This window comes from Chitinophaga sp. 01L420 (assembly GCF_056399985.1).
Window position 1 is genome coordinate 145,654 of sequence record NZ_JBFTSK010000004.1, and the last position, 23,547, is coordinate 169,200.

Here is a 23,547-nt window from a genome sequence, read left to right on the forward strand (position 1 = left end):
TATTGCATGGATAAGTATCTCAAAATAATTACCATATTGTAGTGGCATTTTATTCGTGCCCACCATATTATGCTCAACAATTATTTTAAAACGGCTTTACGGAGTTTATTCCGCAATAAAATATACACGTTGCTCCATATCACCGGACTGGCAGTAGGATTGGCGGTATGCATGATCATTTTTATCCTGATCCGTTTTGAAACTGGCTTCGATGATTTTCATGTTAACAAATCAAGTATTGTTCGTTTGGTGACCCGGTTTGATCGGGCAGAGAATGGAAGTCCCCGTTCTTCGGGGACACCTTTTGCCTTACCGGGAGTATTGAAAGAAGAAGTTGCCGCTATAAAAGCCGTGGCGCCGGTCGCCTCCTTCCAGGATATGCCTTTGACCGTGCCGGATGAGAAAAATATCACCCGGAAAGTGTTTAAAGAGAAAAAAGGGATGGTGGCAATTACGCCGGCATTTTTTAACGTATTCTCTTTTTCCTGGCTGGCAGGAAGTCCTGCGGTATTATCACAAATGGATGGGATGGTATTATCAAGGGAAACGGCTACCCGTTACTTCGGTGACTGGCGGTTGGCCATGGGCAGAACAGTGGAACTGGTAGGGGCCATGCCCATGAAAGTACGTGGGGTCGTAGATATTCCTGCCAATACAGAATTCCGGTTCAAGGTGATGGTGCCTTATGGTTTGATGTTTCCGGGTTCTTCCGACTGGGGGAGTGTTTCTGAAAGTCATCAGTGTTATGCGTTGTTGTTGCCGCATACGACTCCATCACGTTTACAAGGCATGCTGGATGTATTGTCGCATAAATATATGGGAGAGGGCATCCATCGTACCCTGGAAACGCAGCCGTTGTCTGCGGTACACCTGGACGATAGTATGGCTAACATGGGGGGCAACGGGATCAACCGGGGACGTATAAACGCCATGTGGTGCATTGCATTGTTTATATTACTGGTAGCGGTGGTGAATTTTGTGAACCTGTCTGTGGCGCAGTCAGTGAAAAGAGCCAAAGAGTCGGGGGTACGTAAAGTGCTGGGAGGCAACAACGGGCAGTTGCAGAGACAGTTTCTCCTCGAAACATTTTTATTGGTGCAGGTGGCGGGGATCCTATCGCTGATCATAGCCGGCGGATGTTTGGTGCCAGTAGGGCATTTACTGCATATTGATCTGCAGCTGCCGCTGCTTTTTCAGCCGGCGGTATTGGTTTTTTTCGGGTCGGTAACGGTAACGGTTACACTGGCCGCCGGATTTTATCCTGCATGGCTGATCACAAAGTTTAGTACGCTGCAGGTATTGAAGGGGTCATTGCTCACGGCACCGGTGGGTGGATTTCAATTGCGTAAGGTGCTGGTGGTATTCCAGTTTGTAGTAGCACAAGCGCTGATCATTGCCACACTGATTATTGTAAAGCAAATGCATCATTTCAATACCATGCCCATGGGATTTGAAAAACGTTTGATCCTGAATGTGCCGGTTCCGGGTAGCAAGGACGCGATAAGTAAGATCGGATTGTTACATAGCAGGATCGCTGCTTTGCCAGTGGTGAAAGAAGTCAGCTTTAGTATGGCGCCACCAGCAGATGGTAATAATGTATGGACCGGATTCAAATTCAACCGTGCACCCGAAATAGCGCCGTTTTCTGCGATTTATAAATCTGTGGATGCTGCATTTCTTCCGCTTTATCAGATGACACTGCTGGCAGGCCGGAATGTGACAGCGACGGACAGTATCCGGGAATTTTTAGTGAATGAGGCGATGGTAAAACAACTCGGGTTTCATCGCCCGGAAGAAGTGCTGAACAAAGAAATAAATATCTGGGATGGCGCTGTAAAAGGACTTGTGGTAGGAGTGTTAAAGGATTTCAATACTTCTTCCGGGAAAGATAAAATGGCACCGGTAATGTTGTACAATGATCCGCTTTCCCGCAATATGGCCTCCGTGAAATTGCTGTCGACCGGTTTACCAGGAGCGGTGGCTAAGATAGGAGAACTGTTTAAAGCCATCTATCCTGATGACCCGTATGATCCCCGATTCCTGGATGATACCATTGCCGGTTTTTATGCACATGAAATGCAGTTGGCCAGACTATATGAATTATTTGCGCTGATTGCTGTTTTCCTTAGCTGTTTAGGTTTGTATGGATTGTCGTCCTACATGGCGGTACAACGGTTAAAGGAAGTAGGGGTGCGCAAAATACTGGGGGCTACGCCGGCGAATATTATATACTTGTTTTCGAAAGAGTTTATCGGAATGGTAGGTGTAGCTTTCCTGGTGGCAGCACCGCTGGCAGGGTATTTCCTGCATCAGTGGCTGCAATCATATGCCTATAGTACGCCATTGAGCTGGTGGATATTTGCTTTGGGCGGAGTGGCTACCGGAGTGGTGGCGCTCATTACCGTAGGATTTCATGCGCTTCGGTCGGCGTTGATGAACCCAGCCCGGCATTTAAAAAATGCCTGATCACTTCTGATTAATAGGTGTTTCTAGGATGAGGAACTCGGATTTTTCTGCACACTGCAGTGATACTTCACCTGTTTCCCATAACCCGATCGCATCGCGTTCCTGCAATACCTGGTCCTGTACTCTGAGTCCGCCGGCAATGGAAAAAATGAACAGGCATTTATTCAGCGGGTTGAAGGTATAAGTAAGCTGGTGAGGTTGCTCATAATAGCCGAGTGATAATTTCGCATTCTGATTGATCCAGCAATGCTGCATTCCTTCTTCACCGGATACGATGGTGACCAGCTTGTTCTTCCTGTTTTCTTTAGGGAAGCTGCGCTGCTGATAGCGGGGCGCAATATTTTGCTGTTTGGGCGCAATCCAGATCTGTAAGAAGTTAACTTCTTCCGTACCAATATTATATTCTTCATGTCGTAGTCCGCTGCCGGCACTCATGATCTGTACTGCCGGTCCTTCTATTTCAGTAATGTATCCCATGGTATCTTTATGGTTCATTTTTCCTTTCAGCAGCACTGAAATGATTTCCATATTCACATGTGGATGTATACCGAAGCCTTTGCCTGCCTGTACAAAGTCATCGTTAAAAGCGATCAGCGACCCGAATGCGCTGCGCATAGGATGGTAGTAATCGCTGAAGCTGAAGAAGAAGTTGCTTTTCAGCCAGCCGATGTCTTTAATACCTCTTTCGCTTGCGGGGAAGTGTTGCAGTTTCATATAATAAGGAACAGTAGGAAGTTTAAAATTGTTTGAAATCAGGGTGAACTAAGTTAATATCAAATTTCCGCATCTCGTAAATATGTTTCCCGAACTCGTAAAGATTAATTTTTCTAACCCCTTACTTTTGCCCGACAATTCAGATAAGCTTTAAGATGTATAAATATTTATTCCTGTTTGCCTGCATCATGCGGGTAGGGACCCTTTTTGCCCAAACAGATACCAGCACCGGCAACAAAATATTGCCTGAGGTGGTGGTGACTGCCACGCGCAACGAGCAGTTATTAAGTAAGGTACCAGTACCCGTTACGGTGATTACAAAGCAACAGCTGCAATCTATGGGCGCGGTGCTGTTGCAGCAGGTACTGGCAGAACAAACAGGACTGTTCATTACATCTAATCATGGTACCGGTGTACAGATGCAGGGACTGGAAGCAGAATATACCCTGATACTGCTGGATGGCGAACCAATGATAGGCAGAACAGCCGGCACTTTCGACTTGTCGAGGATAGTAGTGAGTAATATAGAAAGAATAGAAATTATTAAGGGCCCTGTTTCCTCATTATATGGAAGTGATGCGCTGGCAGGTGTCATTAATATCATCACCAGCAACAATAAACAACAGGGGATGACCAGCATTGGCGGCAGGTATGGTTCCAATAATACTTATACGCTGGATGGCAATACGCGTATCCCTTATAGGAATGGGTCATTTTCTGCCAGCATCAGCACTTACAACAGTGATGGATACACACTGGGAGATAATGCCACTGCGCCTACCGTGTCGCCATTTAAAACCTATACGGCGCAGTCACGCTGGCAGCAGGACTGGTCGCCTGAATGGCATACCATCCTTTCCGGCAGGTATTATGAGCAGTGGTACAACAGTTATTTTGCGGACACCAAAGGCCGGGTAGATGATATTGGAAAGGAGAAGGATATGAATGCTTCCTGGCAGGTGAGTCATACGCCGGGAAAAAACTTCAAACAGGTGTTGCGGTTATATTATTCCCGGTATTCAACGGAGGAGGATATGCATTACCAGCAGGATAAATCCGTGTATGATGCTTCGTTTTTTAAGCAGCAATATATCAAGCCGGAGTACCAGGCCGACTGGCAGCTGAATGCGCAGCATCAACTGACGGGTGGCGTAGGATATGTGCATGAATCACTGGAAGCCACCCGCTACGATGATAAGATGGCGTTTAATACCGGCTATGTGTTCCTGCAGGAAAACTGGAAGCCTGCCGAGGCCTGGAATATATTGATAGGAGGTCGGTTTGATACACATAACCAGTACCCATCACAATTTAGTCCCAAGATATCTGTAGCATATAATATAACCCCCAAATGGCGTATACTCGGTGCCGTTGGCCGCGGCTACCGTGCGCCTGATTTCAGACAGTTATACCTGCACTTTAATAATGCTGCAGTAGGATATACCGTTGCAGGCACAAAGCTGGCTGCGGATATTTTGAAAGAAATGGAGCAGAAGGGCCAAATCAGGCAGGTGAAAATAGATCCTGCGCAGATGAAAGACCTGGATGCAGAAAGCTCCTGGTCGTATAACCTGGGTATACAGGGAATCACCTTTTCCAATACCGGTGTTAAAGTGAACTTCTTTTATAACGATGTGAAGAACCTGATCGATACCCGCGTTATTGCCGTGAAAACCAATGATGCAGCGGTATATAGTTATGTGAATCTAAAAAGTATTACTACCTCCGGCGTAGAAGCAGAGCTCTCGCAGCCTATTGGCAACTATTGGCAGTTGTCCGGCGGATACCAGTACCTGCGCTCAAGAGATAATGACCTGTTCAAGAAAGTTAAGAACGGGGAAGTATATACGAAAGATGCCAGCACCGGAGAAACCCGTGAACTCCGTAAAAGCGAATACTTTGGACTATTTAACCGTTCTCACCATTCAGGCAATCTGAAAATCGCGTATATCCATCCCCGTTTGGGCATTGATGCCAATGCCCGGGTATTATACCGTAGCAAATATGGTTTTACAGATGAAAACGGCAATAACACACCCGACCTGAAAAGCGAATTTGTACCCGGGTATGCTACGGTGAACCTGGCTACGGCCAAAACCTTGTTCAGCAGGCAGCTGCGCGTACAGGCCACCCTGGAAAATCTTTTTAATTATACTGATCCACAACATATTTCCACCATGCCTGGTAGGGTTTACTCCCTGGGGCTTACCTGGAATTTTTATCATACTGTAAATAAACAATAAGCACCTATATGAAAATACAATTTCTTACAGCAGGTATGCTGCTGATGTCCGTCTTCGCACTGTCTTCCTGTAGTAAAGATGATGATGAACCAGCACGCCCCACACCTGTTGTTACCTTGCAATCCAAAGTAGTGACCAATGTGGATGCTGATGCCGCCAAAAAAGACCTGTTTACCTTTTATAGCCTGGCAGATGGTAAGATTGTTCCCAACAGCGACTCTGCCTCTGCCAAATGGGATATCGCCTTTAAAGCAACTACCATTATCATTAATGGTGGCAGCAGCGGCCCGGGTAAAGGAGAAGCACAGGTGATTACCGGCGTATATAATAACCTGGCAGTAGCACCGGAAACAGGCTACAAATCAGACGCCGCTGCTACCAAAGCTGTCGCCGGCTGGTATTCCTATAACATGACTACACATATTATTACTCCTGTTGCCGGCGCTATTATTGTGCTGAAAACTGCCAGTGGTAAATATGCCAAGCTGGAAGTAAGCAGTTACTATAAAGATGCACCTGCTACACCGGATCTTAACTCGCCGAGCCGTTTCTATTCATTCCGGTATGTATACCAGGCAGACGGTTCCCGCAATTTCAAATAATAATAACCATCGTATATTCTCATGAAGCAGATTACCAGATTAACCATCGCAGCCACCTTTATGGCATTGAGCGCTACCGCTCAACAGAAGGGCAACGATAAAGTGACACAGGATAAAGCCGCTATTAAAAGCATGTGTGGTTGCCAGGAAGTTACTTTTGAATACACTGAAACTTTCCCTGCTGACAGCAGCTATAAACCCAAAGGGTATCATAAAATAATAGACGCTGTAGAATACGTGACGGTAGCCGCGGAAGACCGCAACCGCATTGTTCTGCAGCATCTGCTGATAGCAGACAGCAATGTAATCAAGCATTGGACGGAAGACTGGCAATATGAAAACCAGCAACTGCTGGCTTACAACCAGGACAACGAATGGAAAAAAGTAACCCTGCCGGCTGCACAGGTAAAAGGACAGTGGACACAAAAAGTATATGGCGTAGACGATGAGCCGCGCTATGAAGGGTCTGCAACCTGGGTACATACCGATGGCCGCCACTACTGGGAATCTTCCAGCGATGCACCTTTGCCGCGCAGGGAGTATACTACCCGCAAGGACTATAACGTATTACACCGTACGAATCACCATGAAATTACCGCCACCGGTTCCATTCATGAACAGGATAACCAGAAAGTGGTCAGAGCCAATGGTAAAGACAAAGTGATCGTAGGAGAAAAAGGATTGAATACCTATAACCGGACAGACGAAGGGAAATGCCGGCAGGCAAAAGAATGGTGGGAGCAGAACAAGGCTTTCTGGGCGGTTGTTCGTAAAGGCTGGGATAAAGTGTATGGTGCCAACAGCGTCATTAACCTGCAGAAGAAAGTGAATAATGAACCGCTGTATAAAGTGATGATGGTGCTGGAAGAGAAAGCGTTCCGTAAGGAACTGACGGGAGAGGCACTGGAGAAAGAGATAGGGGTGACTTTGCAGCAGTTTGCAACAAAAGCGGAGTTGAGTTTACAACGATAAACGAGTGGATAAGAAAAGCACCGCAGCCATTCCTGGCTGCGGCTTTTTTATGCCTTTATTTCGTGAAGCTGTTATACCTTCCGATCATCGTATCTAGTGAGTTATTCAGGCTTTCCAGCTGGCTTTCTGTCATCGTGCCTTTTTCTTTGGCATCGCGCATCATCCTTTTGGCCATCAGCAGAAATTCATGGTAGCTATCGCAGAACGATTTATAGGAGGAGCCTTTGCTTTCTTTTTCTGCATTCGCCAGGTCAAGGGCCGCATGCGCCGCCTGATCTTTTTCCAGGCCATCATAAGCTGTTTGTGCAGCTGCACTTATTTTGTTATAATCCTCGCCGCCTTCTTCCAGCAGATTGATATAATTACGAACGGCCTGCATATCTGCTTTCATAGCGATGATATAATCTTTCAGCGGGCTGTCTTTCAGGATAATCACCTCACTGGCATCTGCAACTTCATTCACTCTTTTCATCAGTACTACTTTCTGATCAAAGAATACCTGCGCATCTTTGCGGATAGAATCTGCCAGGGCAAGTCCTTTGGCGCCTTTGTCATCTTTAAAGTCCTGTGCTTTCAGGTAATCATCCAGTTTGGCATAGGTCGCTTTTATTTTGTCGAAGGAGCTGGTGAAGCTGGCTACTTTTTCTTTAAAGAAAGCCTGATCTGCTTTGTTCAGAGCATCTACGGGTTTGTCTACCGTGATTTTGCCATGGTTAAAAGCAGGGATCATGATAGGTTTAATGATGCTGCCCAGGAAAACAGGATTGCTTTTTTCTTTTAGTATTTCTTCCACGCGGTCTGCATTTTTCACGAGGCGGACTACGTAGTCAGAGTTTTTGTTCGAGAGGTCAACGATCAGGTTAGTGTATTCAATGACCTGGTTTGCAGCGGCAGCTGGTTTTTCATCGTAGGCTGTGTTGCTACCTGATTTCCCGGTGTTATCACATGACATAGCAGTGGCTATCAGCATGAAGCCAAGGGGAATGTACAGAATAGATTTTTTCATGATGCTAAGGTGTTTAAATTCGGATTAGGCAATTGCACAATTGCGTGCAGGGGTAATTTCCGGGGCAAAGATATTTTTTCAGGTACACAAAACAAAAGAAATGTAAGGTGCACAAACTACTTAAATGAGTTATATGCCATCACTGTAATAACCGGTAATTTTAATGCGGCAAATCAACTGCATGTTTTCAGAACCGGGTATTATTTACGGAATGCTTTGCTGCTGGCTGTTTTTATCCTTTTCTGTTAAGGTAGAAGCGCAACAGATACCATTCAGCAACCCATCCCTCGAAGGTCGTCCTGGTAAGGGGATATTGCCTGTTTCCTGGCATGTTGTTTTTGGTACGCCGGATACGCAGCCCGGTGTTTTTGAGATAAAGCTGGCGCCGGCAGCCGGCAATAGCTATGTGGGGATGCATAGCGGTAAGGGGTTCCTGGAAGGTATTGGGCAGGAATTGCCGCAGCCGTTGCAGGCAAATGTGGATTATGTGTTGAGTGTTGACCTGGCCTACACCCCTTATTATCTTTATCCGGCCTGCTATGGCAACCTGGGGATTTATGGCGGTAATACCCCCGGAGATACGGCAGCGTTATTGTGGTCATCTGGCAATTTTACGCACGAAACCTGGCAACGCTACGATGCCGTGTTTCATGCAGCTGCCTCATATCGTTATATTTCCCTGGTGGCGTATCCCACTGCACCGTGTAACAAAAGTCAGTATGGGATTGCTTTGCTACTGGATAATTTGTCCGCAATAGATCGTTTGGTGTTACCTGCGCTCCAGGCATCTGTGAAACCCTGTAGCTGCGGAGCCGTCAATGATGGAAGTATTACGCTGCATGTAAGCGGTGGGGTACCTCCTTTTCAGTATAGGTTGGATAATGGGAGATGGCAACCGGATAGTATATTTCCCGGATTGGCAGCAGGGCCACATACCGCTGAGATACAGGATAGTCATCATTTTACAGCAACAGTTGCCGCTGCGGTAGCATCGCCCTGGAAAAACTGTCTGGTGGTCATGCCTACAGCATTTACACCTAATCATGATGGACAGAATGATGTTTTCCGCCCCAAAGTATATGATGCAATACACGACTACCGGTTACAGGTATATGATAGGTGGGGAAAACTGATATTTATGAGCCAGTCTCCTGAAGTGGGATGGGACGGTAGTTTTAAAGGAATACCTGCGGATGTGCAGGCTTATGTATACGTATGTACGTATACGGATAGCTCGCAACAACCGCGCATGTTAAAAGGAAGTGTAATGCTGTTGCGTTGATGTTCATAATGGAAAAGTGACTGTAAAAACGGAACCATTTAACCCGCTGCTGACAGTGATCTCCCCGTTGTTAGCCGTTACAAATGATTTTACGATGGCCAGTCCGAGTCCTGTGCCTTCTCTACCACCTACATTTCCCGCGCGGAAAAAAGGGGTGAACAAAAATCGTATATCCTTTTCCGGTATACCAATGCCACTGTCTTTTACTTTGATGCGTAATTGATCTTTTCTATAATGAAGACTGAGTAACGGACCAGGGCCGGAAGAGTATTTGAAGGCATTGCTGATAAGGTTGGTGAGGATACCGGTGAGATGGCTCCTGTCTATATGAAGAGGCCGCGGACTGCCGGAGACTTTTATCCGTAACTGACGCTTATCACTGCGTTTGTGAAAGTATTGCTGCTTTATCATTTTAGCGAAGCTGCATACATCTGTTTCTTCCGGTTGGGTAACGGGATTACCTGCCACCATACTACCAGTGGTGAGTATGTCATCCACCATGTTACGGAGTACAATGATTTCTTCTTTGATACGGGAAATATTCCGTTCATAGAAAGGCAACATTAATTCATCCAGTTGCATTTTTGTTTCGAGTAATTCAATAGAAGAAGAAATGGCGATGATCGGTGTTTTAAATTCATGTGTTGCCATAGAAATATATTCCGATCTCATTTCCAGTAAAGATTTTTCTCTGACTGCATGCTTCTTAGCGTTGTTTAGCATACGTTGGTTTTTGGTTGAATAGAAAATAAGGTTTCGTATTTCGATGGTATCGGCGGGCGGGATAAATATGGTTATACATGCAATATACGGAAGTTTTTAAAGAATACATTATATTATTAATAATGTATTTATAAATTAGCTTGTAAAGCTTTATAGTAAGTAGTTTGATTGAATATTGATTGCTGTTTTATAAAAATGTTGTTATGAATAAAATGGCATTATCGTAAATAATTATAAATATATAAATAATTATAAAGTGTTTTATGAATTAGAATGTTAGTATTAATAATGTATAAATAATTAATAAATAGATAGATATATTTTTGTGCTATCTGCCTATTCTTTTTCATGTTATATTTACTATAAGATTATTTTATTGTACCATATCAACCGAGAACCTAACCCCCCTTTAGTGTATGATTAACATAGGAATCATTGAAGACAATCATTTTCTATTAAACAACTATCGTGAATTTCTGGAAGATTTCCAGGAGTGCAAAGTTGTATTTGCCTGCAAGTCTATAGAGGAATTTATTGCCCTGCCGGTGATTTATCCGGATGTAAAAGTAATCCTGTTGGATATTACTTTGCCTGGTATGTCAGGCATTGATGGCATATCAGAAGTAAAGCGACTTTATCCGGAAGCGAAAGTAATTGTGTTATCCGGACATGATGGCAAGCAGTATATTATTGAAGCCATTAAAAAAGGCGCCAACGGTTATATTATCAAAACAAGCCGTTTAAGTGATATTTACCAGTCTATCATGGATACAATACAAAGTGGTGCTACACTATCACCCAAAGCAGCGCATCTGCTGATCACTCATCTGAATAAAGATCCGCTGGAAAGTATTAAGGATAAGCTTACCCGCAGGGAGTATGAATTGGTGGAGTTGCTGAAAGAAGGTTACTCATATAAGGAAATGGCGCAGCAGTTGTTTGTTACCGTGTTCACTGTGAACCAACACCTAAAAAAAGTGTATCAGAAGCTGAATGTATCCACCAAATCAGAATTGATTTCAAAAATCTGGTCAAATAATTTATTCTCACTCGTCATTTTTACTACAATCAATAATTTTTCTTCAGATTTTAATTTATCAGATATGTTCACTGGTTTTACAGACAGCTTACTTTAATGAGTAGTAAGATACCGTGTAATAAGGCAATTTATACTGTAGTAAGTAATTGAATCCAAGTGCGAACCAGCGTAATATTGTAGGGAGATGTAAAGAGTGTGTAAGTGATGATGTAAAATGCCATATATGATATTGAAAACCTGCTTAACCTGGATGGGATTGGGATTGCTATGCTTAAATTGTTTGTTTACTTCCTGCGTGTCAACAAAAAATGCTGTTTATTTCAGTGATGTAAAAGACACCATATTATCACCAGTTGATGGCAATTTTGAGCCCCGGATACAAAAGAATGATATACTGCAGATCAATGTAAGCAGTCTTAATCCGGAGGATGTAATCATCTATAATGTGTCCAACATGACCTCTGCTGCTGGTGCAGGAGGAGCCAACGCCGGTGCAGGCGCAATGTTGGGAGGCTTCCTGGTAGATGAACAAGGATATATTCAGTATCCRGTATTAGGGCCCATAAAAGTAGCCGGCCTTTCAAAAAAGGCGCTCACCGTAAATCTCCACGATCAATTGATAGAACGTAAACTGCTGGTAGATCCGGTCGTCAATATACGATTTCTTAATTACCGGGTAACGATTCTCGGAGAGGTCAGTAAACCAACGGTTGTAAATGTTACCAACGAAAAAATATCAGTACTGGAAGCGTTGGGAATGGCAGGTGATATAACGGTGTTTGGTAAACGAAATAACATATTGCTAATCCGGGAGGTAGATGGGGAGCGGATTATACGGCGCCTGGATCTGAATGATAAACGTATCCTGAATTCTCCTTACTACTTTCTGCAATCAAATGATATACTTTATGTGGAACCCAGTAAATCAAAAATAGCAACTGCAGACAGGTCCCGGCAAATACTGCCCATTGTTCTCAGTAGTTTGTCATTGCTCGTTATTATCCTGGACCGTTTAGTCATTAATAAGTAGTGTATGCAAAAAGTAAACGGACATAAAACGCAACAAAGTGAAACGCCATTGAGCATACTTACGCTCATTCGCTCCCGCTATCTGCCTTACTGGCCGCTGTTTGCAGCTGCTGTTGTTGCTGCACTGGCAGGTGCTTTCCTTTACCTCCGATATGCTACACCGTTATATAAAATTTCTGGTGTGCTGTTGGTACAGGAATCATCTAACGGTCTTGGCGCCAGTGATATGCTACAGTCACTCGACCTGCTGGGCGGTGCTAAAACAGTCATGGAAAATGAAATTGAAATACTGAAATCACGCACACTAACGAAAGCGGTTATACGAAACCTTAACCTCTACGGTGAAGTGATTGAGAAAGGGAAAATAAGAGATGTAGTACTATATAAAGATAGCCCGCTTAAATTCGTTTTCCTGGAACCCGATGCCATACAAATGGCCGCAACAGGCATGTGGCCATTTACTTACCAGGCATCAGGAAAAAGTGTAGTCATAGATGGTAAGCGTTATCCGGTGGGAGATACGGTGCAAACAAGATGGGGCAAATTAGTTATACAGTCGCAGGGCGGGCATATTGATACTGCAGCGAGTTACACCCTGCACCTGATGACAGAAAAACAATGGATGCAGCTCCTGCTGGGCACCATGAAAATTATGCCTGCTGCCAAAGCCGGCAGCGTAGTGGATCTGGAATATACAGATGCTGCCCCTGAACGTGGAGAAGCGATTGTAAATGAATTGATCAGCGTATATAACAAGGCGGCAGTAGAAGATAAAAACAGAACCTCCGCCAACACCATGAGCTTTGTGGAAGAACGCCTGCGCATTGTAAGCACGGAACTGGGACAGGCAGAAACACAGGTGGAACATTTTAAAACTAAGGAAGGTATTGTGGACATCAGCGAGCAGAGTAAACTGTTCCTCGCCAGTGTACAGGAAAATGATCGTAAAATCAGCGAAGCTAATATGCAATTATCTGTGCTGGATGCGATTGAAAAATATGTGAACAGTCAAAACCCCGGAGGTAATATAGTGCCCGGTACTATTGGTCTCTCTGACCCGGTATTGCTGGAGCTGGTAACGAAGTTATCAGAAACAGAATTGCAGCTGGACCGGCTGCGCAAAACAACCGGTGAAAACAGCCCGCTGCTGGCCAGTTTGAATCGTCAGTGCGATCGGTTAAAGCCGGCTATTATGGAAAATATTGGTAGTCTGCGTGCTAACCTGCAGGCAGGTATGGTGAGATTACAGGCAGAGAATAGCCGTAACATGGGCATTATCCGCAGTGTACCAGGTAAGGAAAAAGCCTTGCTGGAAGTAAGCCGGCAACAGGTAATTAAAAATAACATCTACACTTTTCTGTTGGAGAAGCGGGAAGAAACAGCCCTGGCTTATGCCGCGGCCGTATCAGACAGCCGGGTAGTGGATGCTGCTGAATCAGCGGCCTATCCTTTCAGTCCGCAGAAACCGATGGTGCTGGCCATTTCCGTGCTGGGTGCAATGGCCCTCGTAGCAGGATTTGTTTCCGTGAAAGATATGATGAACCGGGAGGTAATGTTCCGGGCAGATATTGAAAAAGTAACCACGGCGCCCATCGCTGCTGAAATTATGCACCACGATGGAAAGGATCCGGTGGTGATGAGTAATAACAGCAGAACCGCAGTGGCAGAACAGTTCAGGGCCTTAAGAACTTCTTTGTCCTATATTGGTTTGAATGGAGATCGTAAAACTTTGTTGGTTACTTCCTCTATTTCCGGTGAAGGGAAAAGTTTTGTATCCCTGAACCTGGCCATGAGCCTTTCTCTTGCGAAAAAGAAAGTAGCACTGCTGGAGTTTGATTTGAGGAAACCGATGATCAGCAAAATGCTGGGCATGCGCGTAGATCCGGGCATCAGCAACTACCTGGTAGGAAAAGCATCGCTGCAGGAAATCCTGCAAAAGGTAGGAGACAATGAGTTTTTGTACCTCCTGTCTGCCGGTATTATGCCGCCTAATCCCAGCGAACTTATTCTGAATGGTCAGCTGGAACACCTGCTCCAGCAACTGAAAGAACGTTTTGATTATATCATCATTGACTCTGCTCCCGTAGGTTTGGTGACAGACGCGAGGTTAATTGCGCCCTTCTGTGATGCCACCCTGTATGTGGTGCGGCATCAGCGAACCCCCAAACACTACCTGAAATTGGTAGAAGAGTTGTATCAGAACAGGGAACTGGGAAAACTGAATGTTGTATTTAACGGAATAAAACGACAAGGTGTAGCAGGATACGGCTATGGATCCGGATACGGTGATATTAACGGATACGGCTACACGGAAGTAGTAAAGAAACCAGGCTTGTTCAGGCGCACTACAAAGTAACGGCGACTGTAAATTATATATCGATACCACCATATCTTATAAATATAACGGGTGTAGCTATGCCCGGTCCTGCCCTTATAAATTCTACAAAACTATCCGACAACCTAAAAACCGGCTCCTATGTTTAATGAACAACCATCGGCCTGGTATGCGGTGTATACCCGGGCCAAATGCGAAAAGAAAGTAGCGGACTTGTTCGCGCGTAAAAAAGTGGAACACTACCATCCTGTTAAAGAGTTGGTACGTGCGCGTAAAATCGTGCAGGAATCATTGTTCCCCTCTTATGTATTTGTACATATTCCTGAAAGCAGAAGTTGGGTGGTCCGTGAAACAGATAATGTGGTCAACTTTGTATACTGGCTGGGCCAACCGGCGGTCATACCTGACCATGAAATTGCATTGATCCGGCACTTTCTGAGGGATTATGAAGATGTATCTGTGGCACAGGTACCGATACTTGGCGAAGGAGAGCAACGAACCTCTTCCGGGGGTAAAATTATAGCCATCAGCAGAAACCGGGTGAAAGTAGAATTGAGCAGTTTAGGGTGCATACTGGAGGCCACCGTTCCTTCCAGAGAGATCACCGTCATTGCTGGCAGTAAAATCGTGAACGGACATCATTACTGATAAAACAACCAACCTTATTTATGATGCAGCATATTATTCTTTGCGGCGGCTCCGGCACGCGGTTATGGCCTTTGTCTAACCAGCAAACGCCCAAACAGTTATTAACCCTGTTCGATGGCTACAGTCTCCTGCAACTGGCCTTCCGGCGTAATCGTTTTGCCTGCAGCAAAGTAGTGGCTATCGTAAATGAGCAACAGGCAGCCATTGTTACCGAACAACTGGAGCAGGCAGGAGCTGCGGCACCCGTATGCATCGCAGAACCAGTGGGCCGTAATACAGCCGCAGCCATCGCATTGGCTGCTTTTACCGCCGATCCCGAGGCCATTTTACTGATCACTCCTGCCGATCACCTCATCGGTACGCCGGACCGATACGCCATGGCTATTGAAACGGCAGGCATCCTGGCAGCTGGCAATCATATTGTGACCATCGGCCTGGTACCAACTTATCCGGAAACGGGATTCGGCTATATCAGCTATTCCGGTCATGATGTACTGCACTTTATTGAAAAGCCGGATCGTCCCGTAGCAGAGGCCATGCTGGCTGCAGGTGGCTTTCTGTGGAACAGTGGCATCTTTTGCTGCAAGGCCCGCATTATGCTGCAGGAATTACAACAACATGCACCTGCTATTTATGAAGCCGCTGCCATTGCAGCAGCAGAATGGAAAAGCACCGGCGCATTGTCAAGAGAAACCATGGAAGCCATTCCATCAGACAGCATCGACTATGCTGTACTGGAAAAAAGCAGCATCGTAAAAGTGGTGCCCACAAAAATGGACTGGAGTGATGTGGGTAGCTATGAAGCCCTGGCAGATGCGCTTTCTCAGCATTATCAATACCGTAATCACCAGGCAGTATTTATTGAAAGCGACCCGAAAAAAAATATGGTCATCGGAAAAGATAAACTGGTAGCGCTGGTAGGAGTAGAGAATATGGTGGTGGTAAATACTGCCAGCGCGCTGCTGATCATGCAACGGGGCCGGGGACAGGATATCAAGCAATTGCATAAATGGGTGAAAGAAAATCGCCCGGAATTACTATAAACACCGACACAAATAATGAATAAATATGGAAGCAAATGATCCGATATATATAGCCGGGCACCGCGGTATGGTGGGTGGCGCCATCAAAAGGAGACTGGAAACACTGGGCTATCATAACATCATTACCCGTAATTCCGGCAGTCTTGATTTACGCAAACAGGCAGAAGTAGATGATTTTTTTGCGGCGGAAAAGCCGGCATATGTATTCCTCGCAGCGGCCAAAGTAGGCGGTATTCATGCGAATAATACTTACCGGGCGGAGTTCCTGTATGATAACCTGATGATCGCCTCCAATGTGATACATGCTGCCTGGAAATACGGAGTGACTAAACTACAATTCCTGGGTAGTTCGTGTATCTATCCCCGTATGGCACCACAACCTATCAAAGAAAGTTTTTTACTGACAGGCTTGCTGGAACAAACCAATGAACCTTATGCTATCGCTAAAATTGCCGGCATCAAATTATGTGAGGCTTACCGCGACCAGTATGGCTGCAACTTCATCAGTGTGATGCCAACAAACCTCTTTGGCATTGGCGATAACTATCATCCCGAAAATGCACATGTGTTGCCTGCGCTGATCCGCCGGTTTCATGAAGCAAAAGTAAATAACAAACCATCAGTAACAGTGTGGGGAACGGGTACGCCTAAACGGGAATTCCTGTTCGCTGATGATCTGGCCGATGCCTGCGTATACCTCATGCAACACTACAATGAAAAGGAGCCGGTGAATATCGGTAAAGGAGAAGACCTGACGATAAAGCAGCTGGCAGAATATATTAAAGAAGTGGTATGCTATGAAGGAGAACTCCTTTTTGATGCCTCCAAACCGGATGGTACGCCTCGTAAGCTGATGGATGTATCCCGGCTGCATCGGCTGGGATGGAAACATAGTATCAGCCTGAAAGAAGGTCTGGTGATGGCTTACAGAGATTTCCTGCAGCAGGATCAGTTCAAATTACAATCTTAAATACTATAGGTATGAAAGTAGTGATCGTAGGTACAGGATATGTTGGTTTGGTAACCGGCGCCTGTCTGGCAGAAGTAGGAACAGAAGTGATTTGTGCAGATGTGGATGCTGCTAAAATTGCCCGTTTACAAAACGGTGTACTACCTATTTATGAGCCCGGATTACAGGAGATCGTGATGCGCAATCAGCAAAGCGGGCGATTGTCTTTTACCACCAACCTGGCCACTGCATTGCCGGGGGCAGCGGTAGTATTTATTGCGGTAGGCACGCCGCCGGGGGAAGATGGTAGTGCTGATCTGCAGTATGTATTGCAGGTGGCCCATCAGATAGGCGCATTGATGCAGGACTACCTGGTGGTAGTCACAAAAAGTACGGTGCCGGTAGGTACTGCAGCCAGGGTGAATCGTGCGGTAAAGGAAAGTCTATCTGCCAGGCAACTGATCCTGGATTATGATGTAGCATCTAACCCGGAATTTTTGAAAGAAGGAGCAGCTGTAAATGATTTCCTGAAGCCAGATCGTATAGTCATTGGCGTTAATACCGCCCAGGCCCGTCAAACACTGGAGCAATTATACCGCCCTTTCCTGTTGAATGGTCATCCTATTTTATTTATGGACATCGCCTCTGCGGAGATGACCAAATACGCTGCCAATGCTATGCTGGCCACGCGGATTTCCTATATGAATGACATCGCCAATTTATGCGGACTGGTAGGTGCTGATATCAACCAGGTGCGCAAGGGTATTGGCAGTGATCCACGCATCGGTAAACACTTTCTTTATCCGGGCATGGGATACGGTGGTTCCTGTTTCCCGAAAGATGTAAAAGCCCTCATGCAAACGGGACGGGAATATGGCTATCAGCTCCGTATCCTGGATGCGGTGGAAGCAGTGAATGAAGACCAGAAGAAAGTCATCTTCCATAAAGTGTTGCGTCACTTTGACGGCGACATCAAAGATAAAAAGTTCGCCCTATGGGGTTTGTCGTTCAAGCCTAACACCGATGATATGCGGGAAGCACCTTCCCTGGTGCTGATCCGCCACCTGCTGGACGCGGGCGCTGTTGTGAGTGTGTATGATCCCGTAGCGATGGAAGAAGCATTGCCTTACCTGGGCAGCAGTGTCACCTTTGCGGATGATATGTATACCGCTGCAGAAGATGCGGCAGCTATCCTGCTGGTAACAGAGTGGAATGCTTTCCGGATGCCCGACTGGAAACGCCTGCATGGCCTGATGGCAACGCCGTTGCTTTTTGACGGCAGAAATATTTATGACGATGTACAATTAGTCAAACAGGGATTCACTTATTACGGTATTGGCAATGCCGCAGCCTCGGCAGTCAATGCACTGATGCAATAACAAATTATTTCTTTTACCACTAAAATATCGATCGTATGAAAGTAGCCCTGATAACAGGTATTACCGGCCAGGATGGCGCTTATCTGGCAGAATTACTGCTGGGAAAGGGATATATGGTACATGGAGTTAAACGTCGTGCCTCTTTAATCAATACAGAACGGATTGACCATTTGTACCAGGACACACACAGTGAAAATGTGCGCTTCCGCTTGCACTATGGCGATATGACAGACAGTACCAACCTGATACGCATTATACAGGAAACACAGCCTGATGAAATCTACAACCTGGCGGCCATGAGCCATGTACGTGTGAGCTTTGATACACCTGAGTATACCGCCAATGCAGATGGTATCGGCACATTGCGGTTACTGGAAGCCCTGCGCATCCTGAAGCTGGAAAAGAAAACCCGCATCTATCAGGCCAGCACCTCTGAATTATATGGACTGGTGCAGGAAGTACCACAGCGGGAAACAACGCCTTTCTATCCCCGCAGTCCTTATGCGGTAGCCAAATTATACGCTTACTGGATAACGGTCAACTACCGGGAAGCCTATGGCATGTTTGCCTGCAATGGTATCCTGTTTAACCACGAAAGCCCGTTACGCGGAGAAACCTTTGTAACCCGCAAAATCACGAGGGGTGCCGCTGCTATCGCTTTGGGGCTGCAGGAAAAATTATACCTCGGCAACCTGGATGCACAGCGCGACTGGGGACATGCCAAAGATTATGTGGAAGCAATGTGGCGTATCCTGCAACAGGAACAACCAGATGATTATGTAATTGCTACCGGCATCACCACTACCGTGCGTGAGTTTGTACGCATGGCGTTTGCGGAACTGGGCATCACGGTTACTTTCCAGGGAAATGGCGTAGAAGAGATTGGCGTAATCACTGCCTGCACCAATGAAGTGTATGCGTTGCCGATAGGAAAGGAAGTAGTGGCAATAGATCCGAGATATTTCCGCCCTACGGAAGTAGAATTGCTCATAGGAGATCCTACCAAATCAAAGACGGTATTGGGATGGGAACCTGCTTATGATTTACCGGCACTGGTAAAAGAAATGATGGCCAGTGATGTGGAATTATTTGCCAAAAAAGAAGTAACACAACTGGAACACTTAATCGGATAATATACTAAAGATGCAGGTAGCAAACAGGGTGATATTGAATACGGGTGCGCTCTACGGACGGATGCTTATCACCGTTTTTATTTCGTTATATGCCACCCGGCTGGTATTGAACCTGCTGGGAGCGGCGGATTATGGCTTGTTTAACCTGATCAGCGGCGTGATTGCCATGTTATCATTTCTGAACATTGCCATGACCATCAGCACACAAAGGTATATGTCTTTTCACCTGGGTACAAAAGACCATCACAAGCTAAAGCTGGTATTCAATTCCAGTGTGTTGCTGCATTTTATACTGGGGCTGGCGCTGGTGTTGTTGTTTGAAGTAGCCGGCAGCTACCTGTTTGATCATGTGCTGAACTTTCCTGCATCGCGTACCACTGCCGCTAAACTCATTTTTCAGTTCATGGTAGTCAGCGCTTTCTTTACGATTATTTCTGTGCCCTATGATGCTACACTGATTGCGCAGGAAAACATGGTGATGGTAGCCATCCTCGGAATTGTGGAAGCATTGGGTAAACTGCTGATTGCCGTGATGCTGCAATACACCGCTTACGATAAGCTGATTGTATACGGCGGATTGACGGCCTTGCTAACCGTACTACTCCTGCTTTTTAAGCAGGTATACTGCGCCATGAAGTATGAAGAAAGCAGGATCAGGATCCGTAGTTATTTCGACAGGCATTTATTGAAAGAGATGTTCGCCTATGCCGGCTGGAATATGTTTGGTGCGGGCAGCGTAGTAGCCCGTAACCAGGGACTTGCTTTATTACTCAACGTATTTTTTGGAACCATCGTGAATGCCGCCTATGGTATTGCCAACCAGGTGAATGCACAACTGAGTTATTTTTCTGTGACCATGCTGAGGGCATTGAATCCGCAGATCATTAAAAGCGAAGGCAGCGGAGACCGGGCGCGAATGTTGCGCCTGGCCATGATTGCCAGTAAATTTTCCTTTTACCTGCTGAGCTTTTTTGCCATTCCCATGATGATAGAAATGCCTTTTGTGCTGCAATGCTGGCTCAAGCAAGTACCTGCCTACACAGTCATGATGTGTCGCTTAATTATTATTGCCACACTCATCAACCAACTATCTGCCGGCATACAGGTCGCGGTGCAATCTGTCGGGAAAATTAAAAAGTACCAGGTAGTAGTAAGTACCATGGTGCTACTCAACTTACCTATTGCCTGGTTATTGCTGAAAATGGGTTACCCGGTGTCGGCTGTATTAACCAGCGCCATCGGCATAGAGGTGGTGAGTGGCATTTATCGCATGATCGCCGCTAAAAATATTACGGGTTTGTCACCAGCCGTATTTACCAAACAGGTGATTGTAAAGGCAGTAATACCCGTGTTTTTATCAGTAGCACTGGCCGGTGTACCACAGTTGCTGATGCCGGAGGGGTTTATAAGGTTAGGCATTACTGCGCTGACCGGCATGCTGTCTATGTGTTTATGGATACGACTAATAGGATTAACACCTGATGAAACAGCTAAGATGGAACAACTATTCAACCGGATTTTTTCAAAACTACAGGCGAGACTGGTAGTACTAAAAGCGAACTAACGTATATGTATATACTCTTCTTCACAGATATATCGCCTTTTCCGCAGAACGGAGGGGAAAGAATCAGAAGTTATTACCTGATCAAAGCTTTGTCACAATTGGGCTATGAGGTAATTGCCGTTGTGCGGAATGTGGAAAAAGTAGATCTGGAGCAATATCATCTCCCTAATGTTACTTTTTATACCTATGAAGCAAAGCCTTTTGATCTGCTGACCCGGATTACCGGTAAGCAATACTTCCAGCGTTCGGGAGATGTACTGGGGATGTTTGAGGAAATATGCCGCGAATATCCTGTGGCTGCTGCCATACTGGATTACGGCTTTGTAGGTCATTACATTTCTTTTTTCAGTAGCAGGAACATACCGGTGATACTGGGTACGCATAATGCACAACCCATGATCACCTGGCAATTACCTTCTAAAAACCTGTTGGATAAGTTGAGGAAACTGCAACTGTTCAGCATGGAAAAATTACATGAGCGACTGTATTTTAAAAAGGCGGCGGCAGTGTTGGTAGTGAGTGAGGATGATCATGTTTATCATACCCGGTTCCTGGCCAAACAAAAGGTGTTCACTGTACCTAATTTCCTGGACCAGAAAGATTATCACCTGTTTGGCAAAAAGCAGCAGCGGGTGCTGGTGATGACGGCTAACTTCGGCGTATATATGAATTTTGCGGGGCTGAAATGGTTCATTGAAAATGTATGGGATCAGGAGCTGGCCGGAAAGTATGACCTGTGGCTGGTGGGCAGAGGATCGAAGGAAGCGTTGAAACGTATTACCGGCAAAGAAGAATATCAGAACATAGTTGCCTTTGGAAAGGTAGATGATGTAAAGTGGTATATATCGGTGGCCAGCGCGGTGATTATTCCGTTGGTACATGGCAGTGGTACCCGCTTGAAATGCCTGGAAGCAATGGCCCTGAGAACACCCATTATCAGCACCGCTAAAGGAGTAGAAGGGGTGAAGAGCAAACATTTTATTGTGGCTGATGAACCCGCAGCATTTAAACAGTCACTGCTCAACTTTGATAATGAAACAGACAAGGGCGAAAGGCTGCGGGAAGACTTCCTGCAGGAATACAGCCTGGAAGTAAACCAGCAAAGACTGCAACAGATTGTTAACTACGCCGTGCGCGGTAAAACACCTGCCTATGTTCAACCGGCTTAAAATCGCCATGTACACCTTGTTGAGCGGTGTTAACGTAGCACTGGTAGGGCAATTGAAGCTCAATGAAATCATGGTACTGTTATCTGCACCTTTTGTATTTGATACCCGTGATTTCAAAGCTTATCCACTATTCCGGAAAATTATTGTTGCCCTGGTAGCACTCTTTGTGTTCCAGGCGATCACAGATTTGTTTGTTGTAAAAAGCTCCTCCGAAAACTTTATGCGGGGCTGGGCGGCGATTATCATGTCTATCCTGTCTTTCCTTTTTTTATTTAAAACATTGAAAGATGATGAAGCCATTTTTTTCTTTCTCTGTATGACCCTCATCAAAAATATTATCTGGACAGATGAGAACGCCGACACGGATATGTCGTATTTCAAATTCAAGATGGTACCTATCCTGTCATATGGCGTATATATCCTGTCCTTTTTATTGTATCGCAAGGGGCAGTGGAAAGCCGTACTGGCGTTACTGTTAGGTTATAGTTTGCTGTGCTTTGCGCGTGACTCCCGGTCCACCGGAATGGTGTTTTTCATCGGAGCTATTATTATTTATTGCTTCAACAGTGGCATGTACCTCACCCGTGACCGGCTGCTGGTATTCGGTTTGGCCGGTGCTATCTTATTTCAGTTTGCATATGTGAGTTACGTGAATGGAGTAATGAATCATGAGATTGGTGGAGAGCATGCTTCGGAGCAAATAGACCGGCTGGACAATCCTTATAATCCATTGGAGTTACTGATGACTGGTAGAGGTGAAACATTTGCTGCGCTTGCAGCGATTGGTGATGCGCCTTTGTTTGGCCATGGTTCCTGGGCCAAAGATGATAACCTGAAATATTACCGCATCCTGTTGTTGTACCAGAATGAGGAGATGAATGAACAACTGGCTACCTCAACGGATCACCTGATTCCCAGCCATTCCATATTGCTGGGGGCCTGGGTAAACGCTGGTGTAGGTGGATTTGTGGCCGTATTGCTGGTATTTATTCTCCTGCTGAGAATGGGTTTTTATCTCATCCGGCATGCCGCTGACACGGCGTTGTATCCGGTGCTGGTGTTGATGACCATCGGGGTGATCTGGACTTTCCTTTTTTCACCTATACAGCAGTTGCGATTTAATATTCCGGCGATCGGTGCTATCCTGTTGCGCGCGTACTATGAATTAGCAGAGGAGGAAAACGAAGTACGGGATACGGACCATATAAATGACTCCATTGCTTTCATTTCTCCCGAAGGGAAAATATAAAT

Annotated in this window: 19 protein-coding genes; 16 read left to right on the top strand and 3 right to left on the bottom strand. The window is 45.6% G+C overall.

The window, feature by feature from the left end; translation table 11 throughout:
- The first annotated feature begins 129 nt into the window (after window positions 1–129).
- Entirely contained in the window at window positions 130–2,466 is a 2,337-nt protein-coding gene (locus AC1DP6_RS05895) for an ABC transporter permease (protein WP_477053989.1), read from the top strand.
- On the opposite strand, the gene AC1DP6_RS05900 is transcribed toward AC1DP6_RS05895, so the two are convergent.
- Window positions 2,467–3,180, bottom strand: coding sequence for a pirin family protein (locus AC1DP6_RS05900; protein ID WP_477053990.1), 714 nt, complete (start codon window positions 3,178–3,180; stop codon window positions 2,467–2,469).
- 155 nt (window positions 3,181–3,335) lie between these two features.
- Here AC1DP6_RS05900 and AC1DP6_RS05905 point away from each other — a divergent pair, with 155 nt between their 5' ends.
- From AC1DP6_RS05905 to AC1DP6_RS05915, 3 genes are read left to right on the top strand one after another with little or no spacing between them, the layout of a single operon-like run.
- Window positions 3,336–5,423: a TonB-dependent receptor plug domain-containing protein gene (locus tag AC1DP6_RS05905; RefSeq protein ID WP_477053991.1), complete on the top strand. Its 2,088-nt coding sequence runs from the start codon at window positions 3,336–3,338 to the stop codon at window positions 5,421–5,423.
- An 8-nt stretch (window positions 5,424–5,431) separates the two neighbouring features.
- Window positions 5,432–6,025, top strand: a complete 594-nt coding sequence (locus tag AC1DP6_RS05910; protein WP_477053992.1) for an HmuY family protein — start codon at window positions 5,432–5,434, stop codon at window positions 6,023–6,025.
- 21 nt (window positions 6,026–6,046) lie between these two features.
- Complete coding sequence (locus AC1DP6_RS05915) at window positions 6,047–6,997, top strand: DUF6607 family protein (RefSeq protein ID WP_477053993.1); 951 nt, start codon at window positions 6,047–6,049, stop codon at window positions 6,995–6,997.
- A 55-nt stretch (window positions 6,998–7,052) separates the two neighbouring features.
- On the opposite strand, the gene AC1DP6_RS05920 is transcribed toward AC1DP6_RS05915, so the two are convergent.
- The gene (locus AC1DP6_RS05920; RefSeq protein ID WP_477053994.1) at window positions 7,053–8,003 is read right to left on the bottom strand and encodes a YiiG family protein; all 951 of its coding nucleotides are present in this window, start codon (window positions 8,001–8,003) and stop codon (window positions 7,053–7,055) included.
- Window positions 8,004–8,184: 181 nt separating this feature from the next.
- Between AC1DP6_RS05920 and AC1DP6_RS05925 the strand changes: the two genes are divergently transcribed.
- A complete protein-coding gene (locus tag AC1DP6_RS05925) occupies window positions 8,185–9,285 on the top strand; it encodes a T9SS type B sorting domain-containing protein (protein ID WP_477053995.1) in 1,101 nt (366 codons plus the stop codon).
- Window positions 9,286–9,288: 3 nt separating this feature from the next.
- Here the strand turns inward: AC1DP6_RS05925 and AC1DP6_RS05930 are convergent, their stop codons facing one another.
- Window positions 9,289–10,008 (bottom strand): sensor histidine kinase, encoded by a 720-nt coding sequence (locus AC1DP6_RS05930; protein ID WP_477053996.1) that lies wholly within the window; start codon window positions 10,006–10,008, stop codon window positions 9,289–9,291.
- Window positions 10,009–10,424: 416 nt separating this feature from the next.
- On the opposite strand from AC1DP6_RS05930, the gene AC1DP6_RS05935 reads away from it, so the two are divergent.
- The 11 genes from AC1DP6_RS05935 (at window position 10,425) to AC1DP6_RS05985 (ending at window position 23,545) form a co-directional block, all read left to right on the top strand.
- Window positions 10,425–11,144 (top strand): response regulator, encoded by a 720-nt coding sequence (locus tag AC1DP6_RS05935; protein ID WP_477053997.1) that lies wholly within the window; start codon window positions 10,425–10,427, stop codon window positions 11,142–11,144.
- Between the two features lie 126 nt (window positions 11,145–11,270).
- Complete coding sequence (locus AC1DP6_RS05940; protein ID WP_441572155.1) at window positions 11,271–12,077, top strand: polysaccharide biosynthesis/export family protein; 807 nt, start codon at window positions 11,271–11,273, stop codon at window positions 12,075–12,077.
- A 3-nt stretch (window positions 12,078–12,080) separates the two neighbouring features.
- Window positions 12,081–14,432 (top strand): GumC family protein, encoded by a 2,352-nt coding sequence (locus tag AC1DP6_RS05945; protein WP_477053998.1) that lies wholly within the window; start codon window positions 12,081–12,083, stop codon window positions 14,430–14,432.
- A gap of 120 nt (window positions 14,433–14,552) precedes the next feature.
- Window positions 14,553–15,059: a transcription termination/antitermination NusG family protein gene (locus AC1DP6_RS05950; protein WP_477053999.1), complete on the top strand. Its 507-nt coding sequence runs from the start codon at window positions 14,553–14,555 to the stop codon at window positions 15,057–15,059.
- A 20-nt stretch (window positions 15,060–15,079) separates the two neighbouring features.
- Window positions 15,080–16,102 carry a mannose-1-phosphate guanylyltransferase gene (locus tag AC1DP6_RS05955; RefSeq protein ID WP_477054000.1) on the top strand — a complete coding sequence of 341 codons (1,023 nt, stop codon included), beginning with the start codon at window positions 15,080–15,082 and terminating at the stop codon, window positions 16,100–16,102.
- 25 nt (window positions 16,103–16,127) lie between these two features.
- Window positions 16,128–17,072, top strand: coding sequence for a GDP-L-fucose synthase (gene fcl / locus AC1DP6_RS05960; RefSeq protein WP_441572151.1), 945 nt, complete (start codon window positions 16,128–16,130; stop codon window positions 17,070–17,072).
- An 11-nt stretch (window positions 17,073–17,083) separates the two neighbouring features.
- On the top strand, window positions 17,084–18,430 hold the full coding sequence (locus AC1DP6_RS05965) for a UDP-glucose dehydrogenase family protein (RefSeq protein ID WP_477054001.1): 1,347 nt from the start codon (window positions 17,084–17,086) through the stop codon (window positions 18,428–18,430).
- 35 nt (window positions 18,431–18,465) lie between these two features.
- On the top strand, window positions 18,466–19,563 hold the full coding sequence (gmd, locus tag AC1DP6_RS05970; protein WP_477054002.1) for a GDP-mannose 4,6-dehydratase: 1,098 nt from the start codon (window positions 18,466–18,468) through the stop codon (window positions 19,561–19,563).
- 10 nt (window positions 19,564–19,573) lie between these two features.
- Window positions 19,574–21,127, top strand: coding sequence for a lipopolysaccharide biosynthesis protein (locus AC1DP6_RS05975; protein ID WP_477054003.1), 1,554 nt, complete (start codon window positions 19,574–19,576; stop codon window positions 21,125–21,127).
- Window positions 21,128–21,132: 5 nt separating this feature from the next.
- A complete protein-coding gene (locus AC1DP6_RS05980) occupies window positions 21,133–22,296 on the top strand; it encodes a glycosyltransferase family 4 protein (RefSeq protein WP_477054004.1) in 1,164 nt (387 codons plus the stop codon).
- Entirely contained in the window at window positions 22,280–23,545 is a 1,266-nt protein-coding gene (locus AC1DP6_RS05985) for a hypothetical protein (protein ID WP_477054005.1), read from the top strand. The genes AC1DP6_RS05980 and AC1DP6_RS05985 overlap by 17 nt, the downstream gene beginning before the upstream one ends.
- The last annotated feature ends 2 nt before the right edge of the window (window positions 23,546–23,547 follow it).

Coding starts and splice junctions, on each gene's coding strand:
- AC1DP6_RS05925 (WP_477053995.1), top strand. CDS start 8,185: ATGTTTTCAGAACCGGGTATTATTTACGGAATGCTTTGCTGCTGGCTG.
- AC1DP6_RS05905 (WP_477053991.1), top strand. CDS start 3,336: ATGTATAAATATTTATTCCTGTTTGCCTGCATCATGCGGGTAGGGACC.
- fcl (WP_441572151.1), top strand. CDS start 16,128: ATGGAAGCAAATGATCCGATATATATAGCCGGGCACCGCGGTATGGTG.
- AC1DP6_RS05980 (WP_477054004.1), top strand. CDS start 21,133: ATGTATATACTCTTCTTCACAGATATATCGCCTTTTCCGCAGAACGGA.
- AC1DP6_RS05955 (WP_477054000.1), top strand. CDS start 15,080: ATGATGCAGCATATTATTCTTTGCGGCGGCTCCGGCACGCGGTTATGG.
- AC1DP6_RS05900 (WP_477053990.1), bottom strand. CDS start 3,180: ATGAAACTGCAACACTTCCCCGCAAGCGAAAGAGGTATTAAAGACATC.
- gmd (WP_477054002.1), top strand. CDS start 18,466: ATGAAAGTAGCCCTGATAACAGGTATTACCGGCCAGGATGGCGCTTAT.
- AC1DP6_RS05985 (WP_477054005.1), top strand. CDS start 22,280: ATGTTCAACCGGCTTAAAATCGCCATGTACACCTTGTTGAGCGGTGTT.
- AC1DP6_RS05920 (WP_477053994.1), bottom strand. CDS start 8,003: ATGAAAAAATCTATTCTGTACATTCCCCTTGGCTTCATGCTGATAGCC.
- AC1DP6_RS05950 (WP_477053999.1), top strand. CDS start 14,553: ATGTTTAATGAACAACCATCGGCCTGGTATGCGGTGTATACCCGGGCC.
- AC1DP6_RS05930 (WP_477053996.1), bottom strand. CDS start 10,008: ATGCTAAACAACGCTAAGAAGCATGCAGTCAGAGAAAAATCTTTACTG.
- AC1DP6_RS05935 (WP_477053997.1), top strand. CDS start 10,425: ATGATTAACATAGGAATCATTGAAGACAATCATTTTCTATTAAACAAC.
- AC1DP6_RS05915 (WP_477053993.1), top strand. CDS start 6,047: ATGAAGCAGATTACCAGATTAACCATCGCAGCCACCTTTATGGCATTG.
- AC1DP6_RS05910 (WP_477053992.1), top strand. CDS start 5,432: ATGAAAATACAATTTCTTACAGCAGGTATGCTGCTGATGTCCGTCTTC.
- AC1DP6_RS05975 (WP_477054003.1), top strand. CDS start 19,574: ATGCAGGTAGCAAACAGGGTGATATTGAATACGGGTGCGCTCTACGGA.
- AC1DP6_RS05965 (WP_477054001.1), top strand. CDS start 17,084: ATGAAAGTAGTGATCGTAGGTACAGGATATGTTGGTTTGGTAACCGGC.
- AC1DP6_RS05945 (WP_477053998.1), top strand. CDS start 12,081: ATGCAAAAAGTAAACGGACATAAAACGCAACAAAGTGAAACGCCATTG.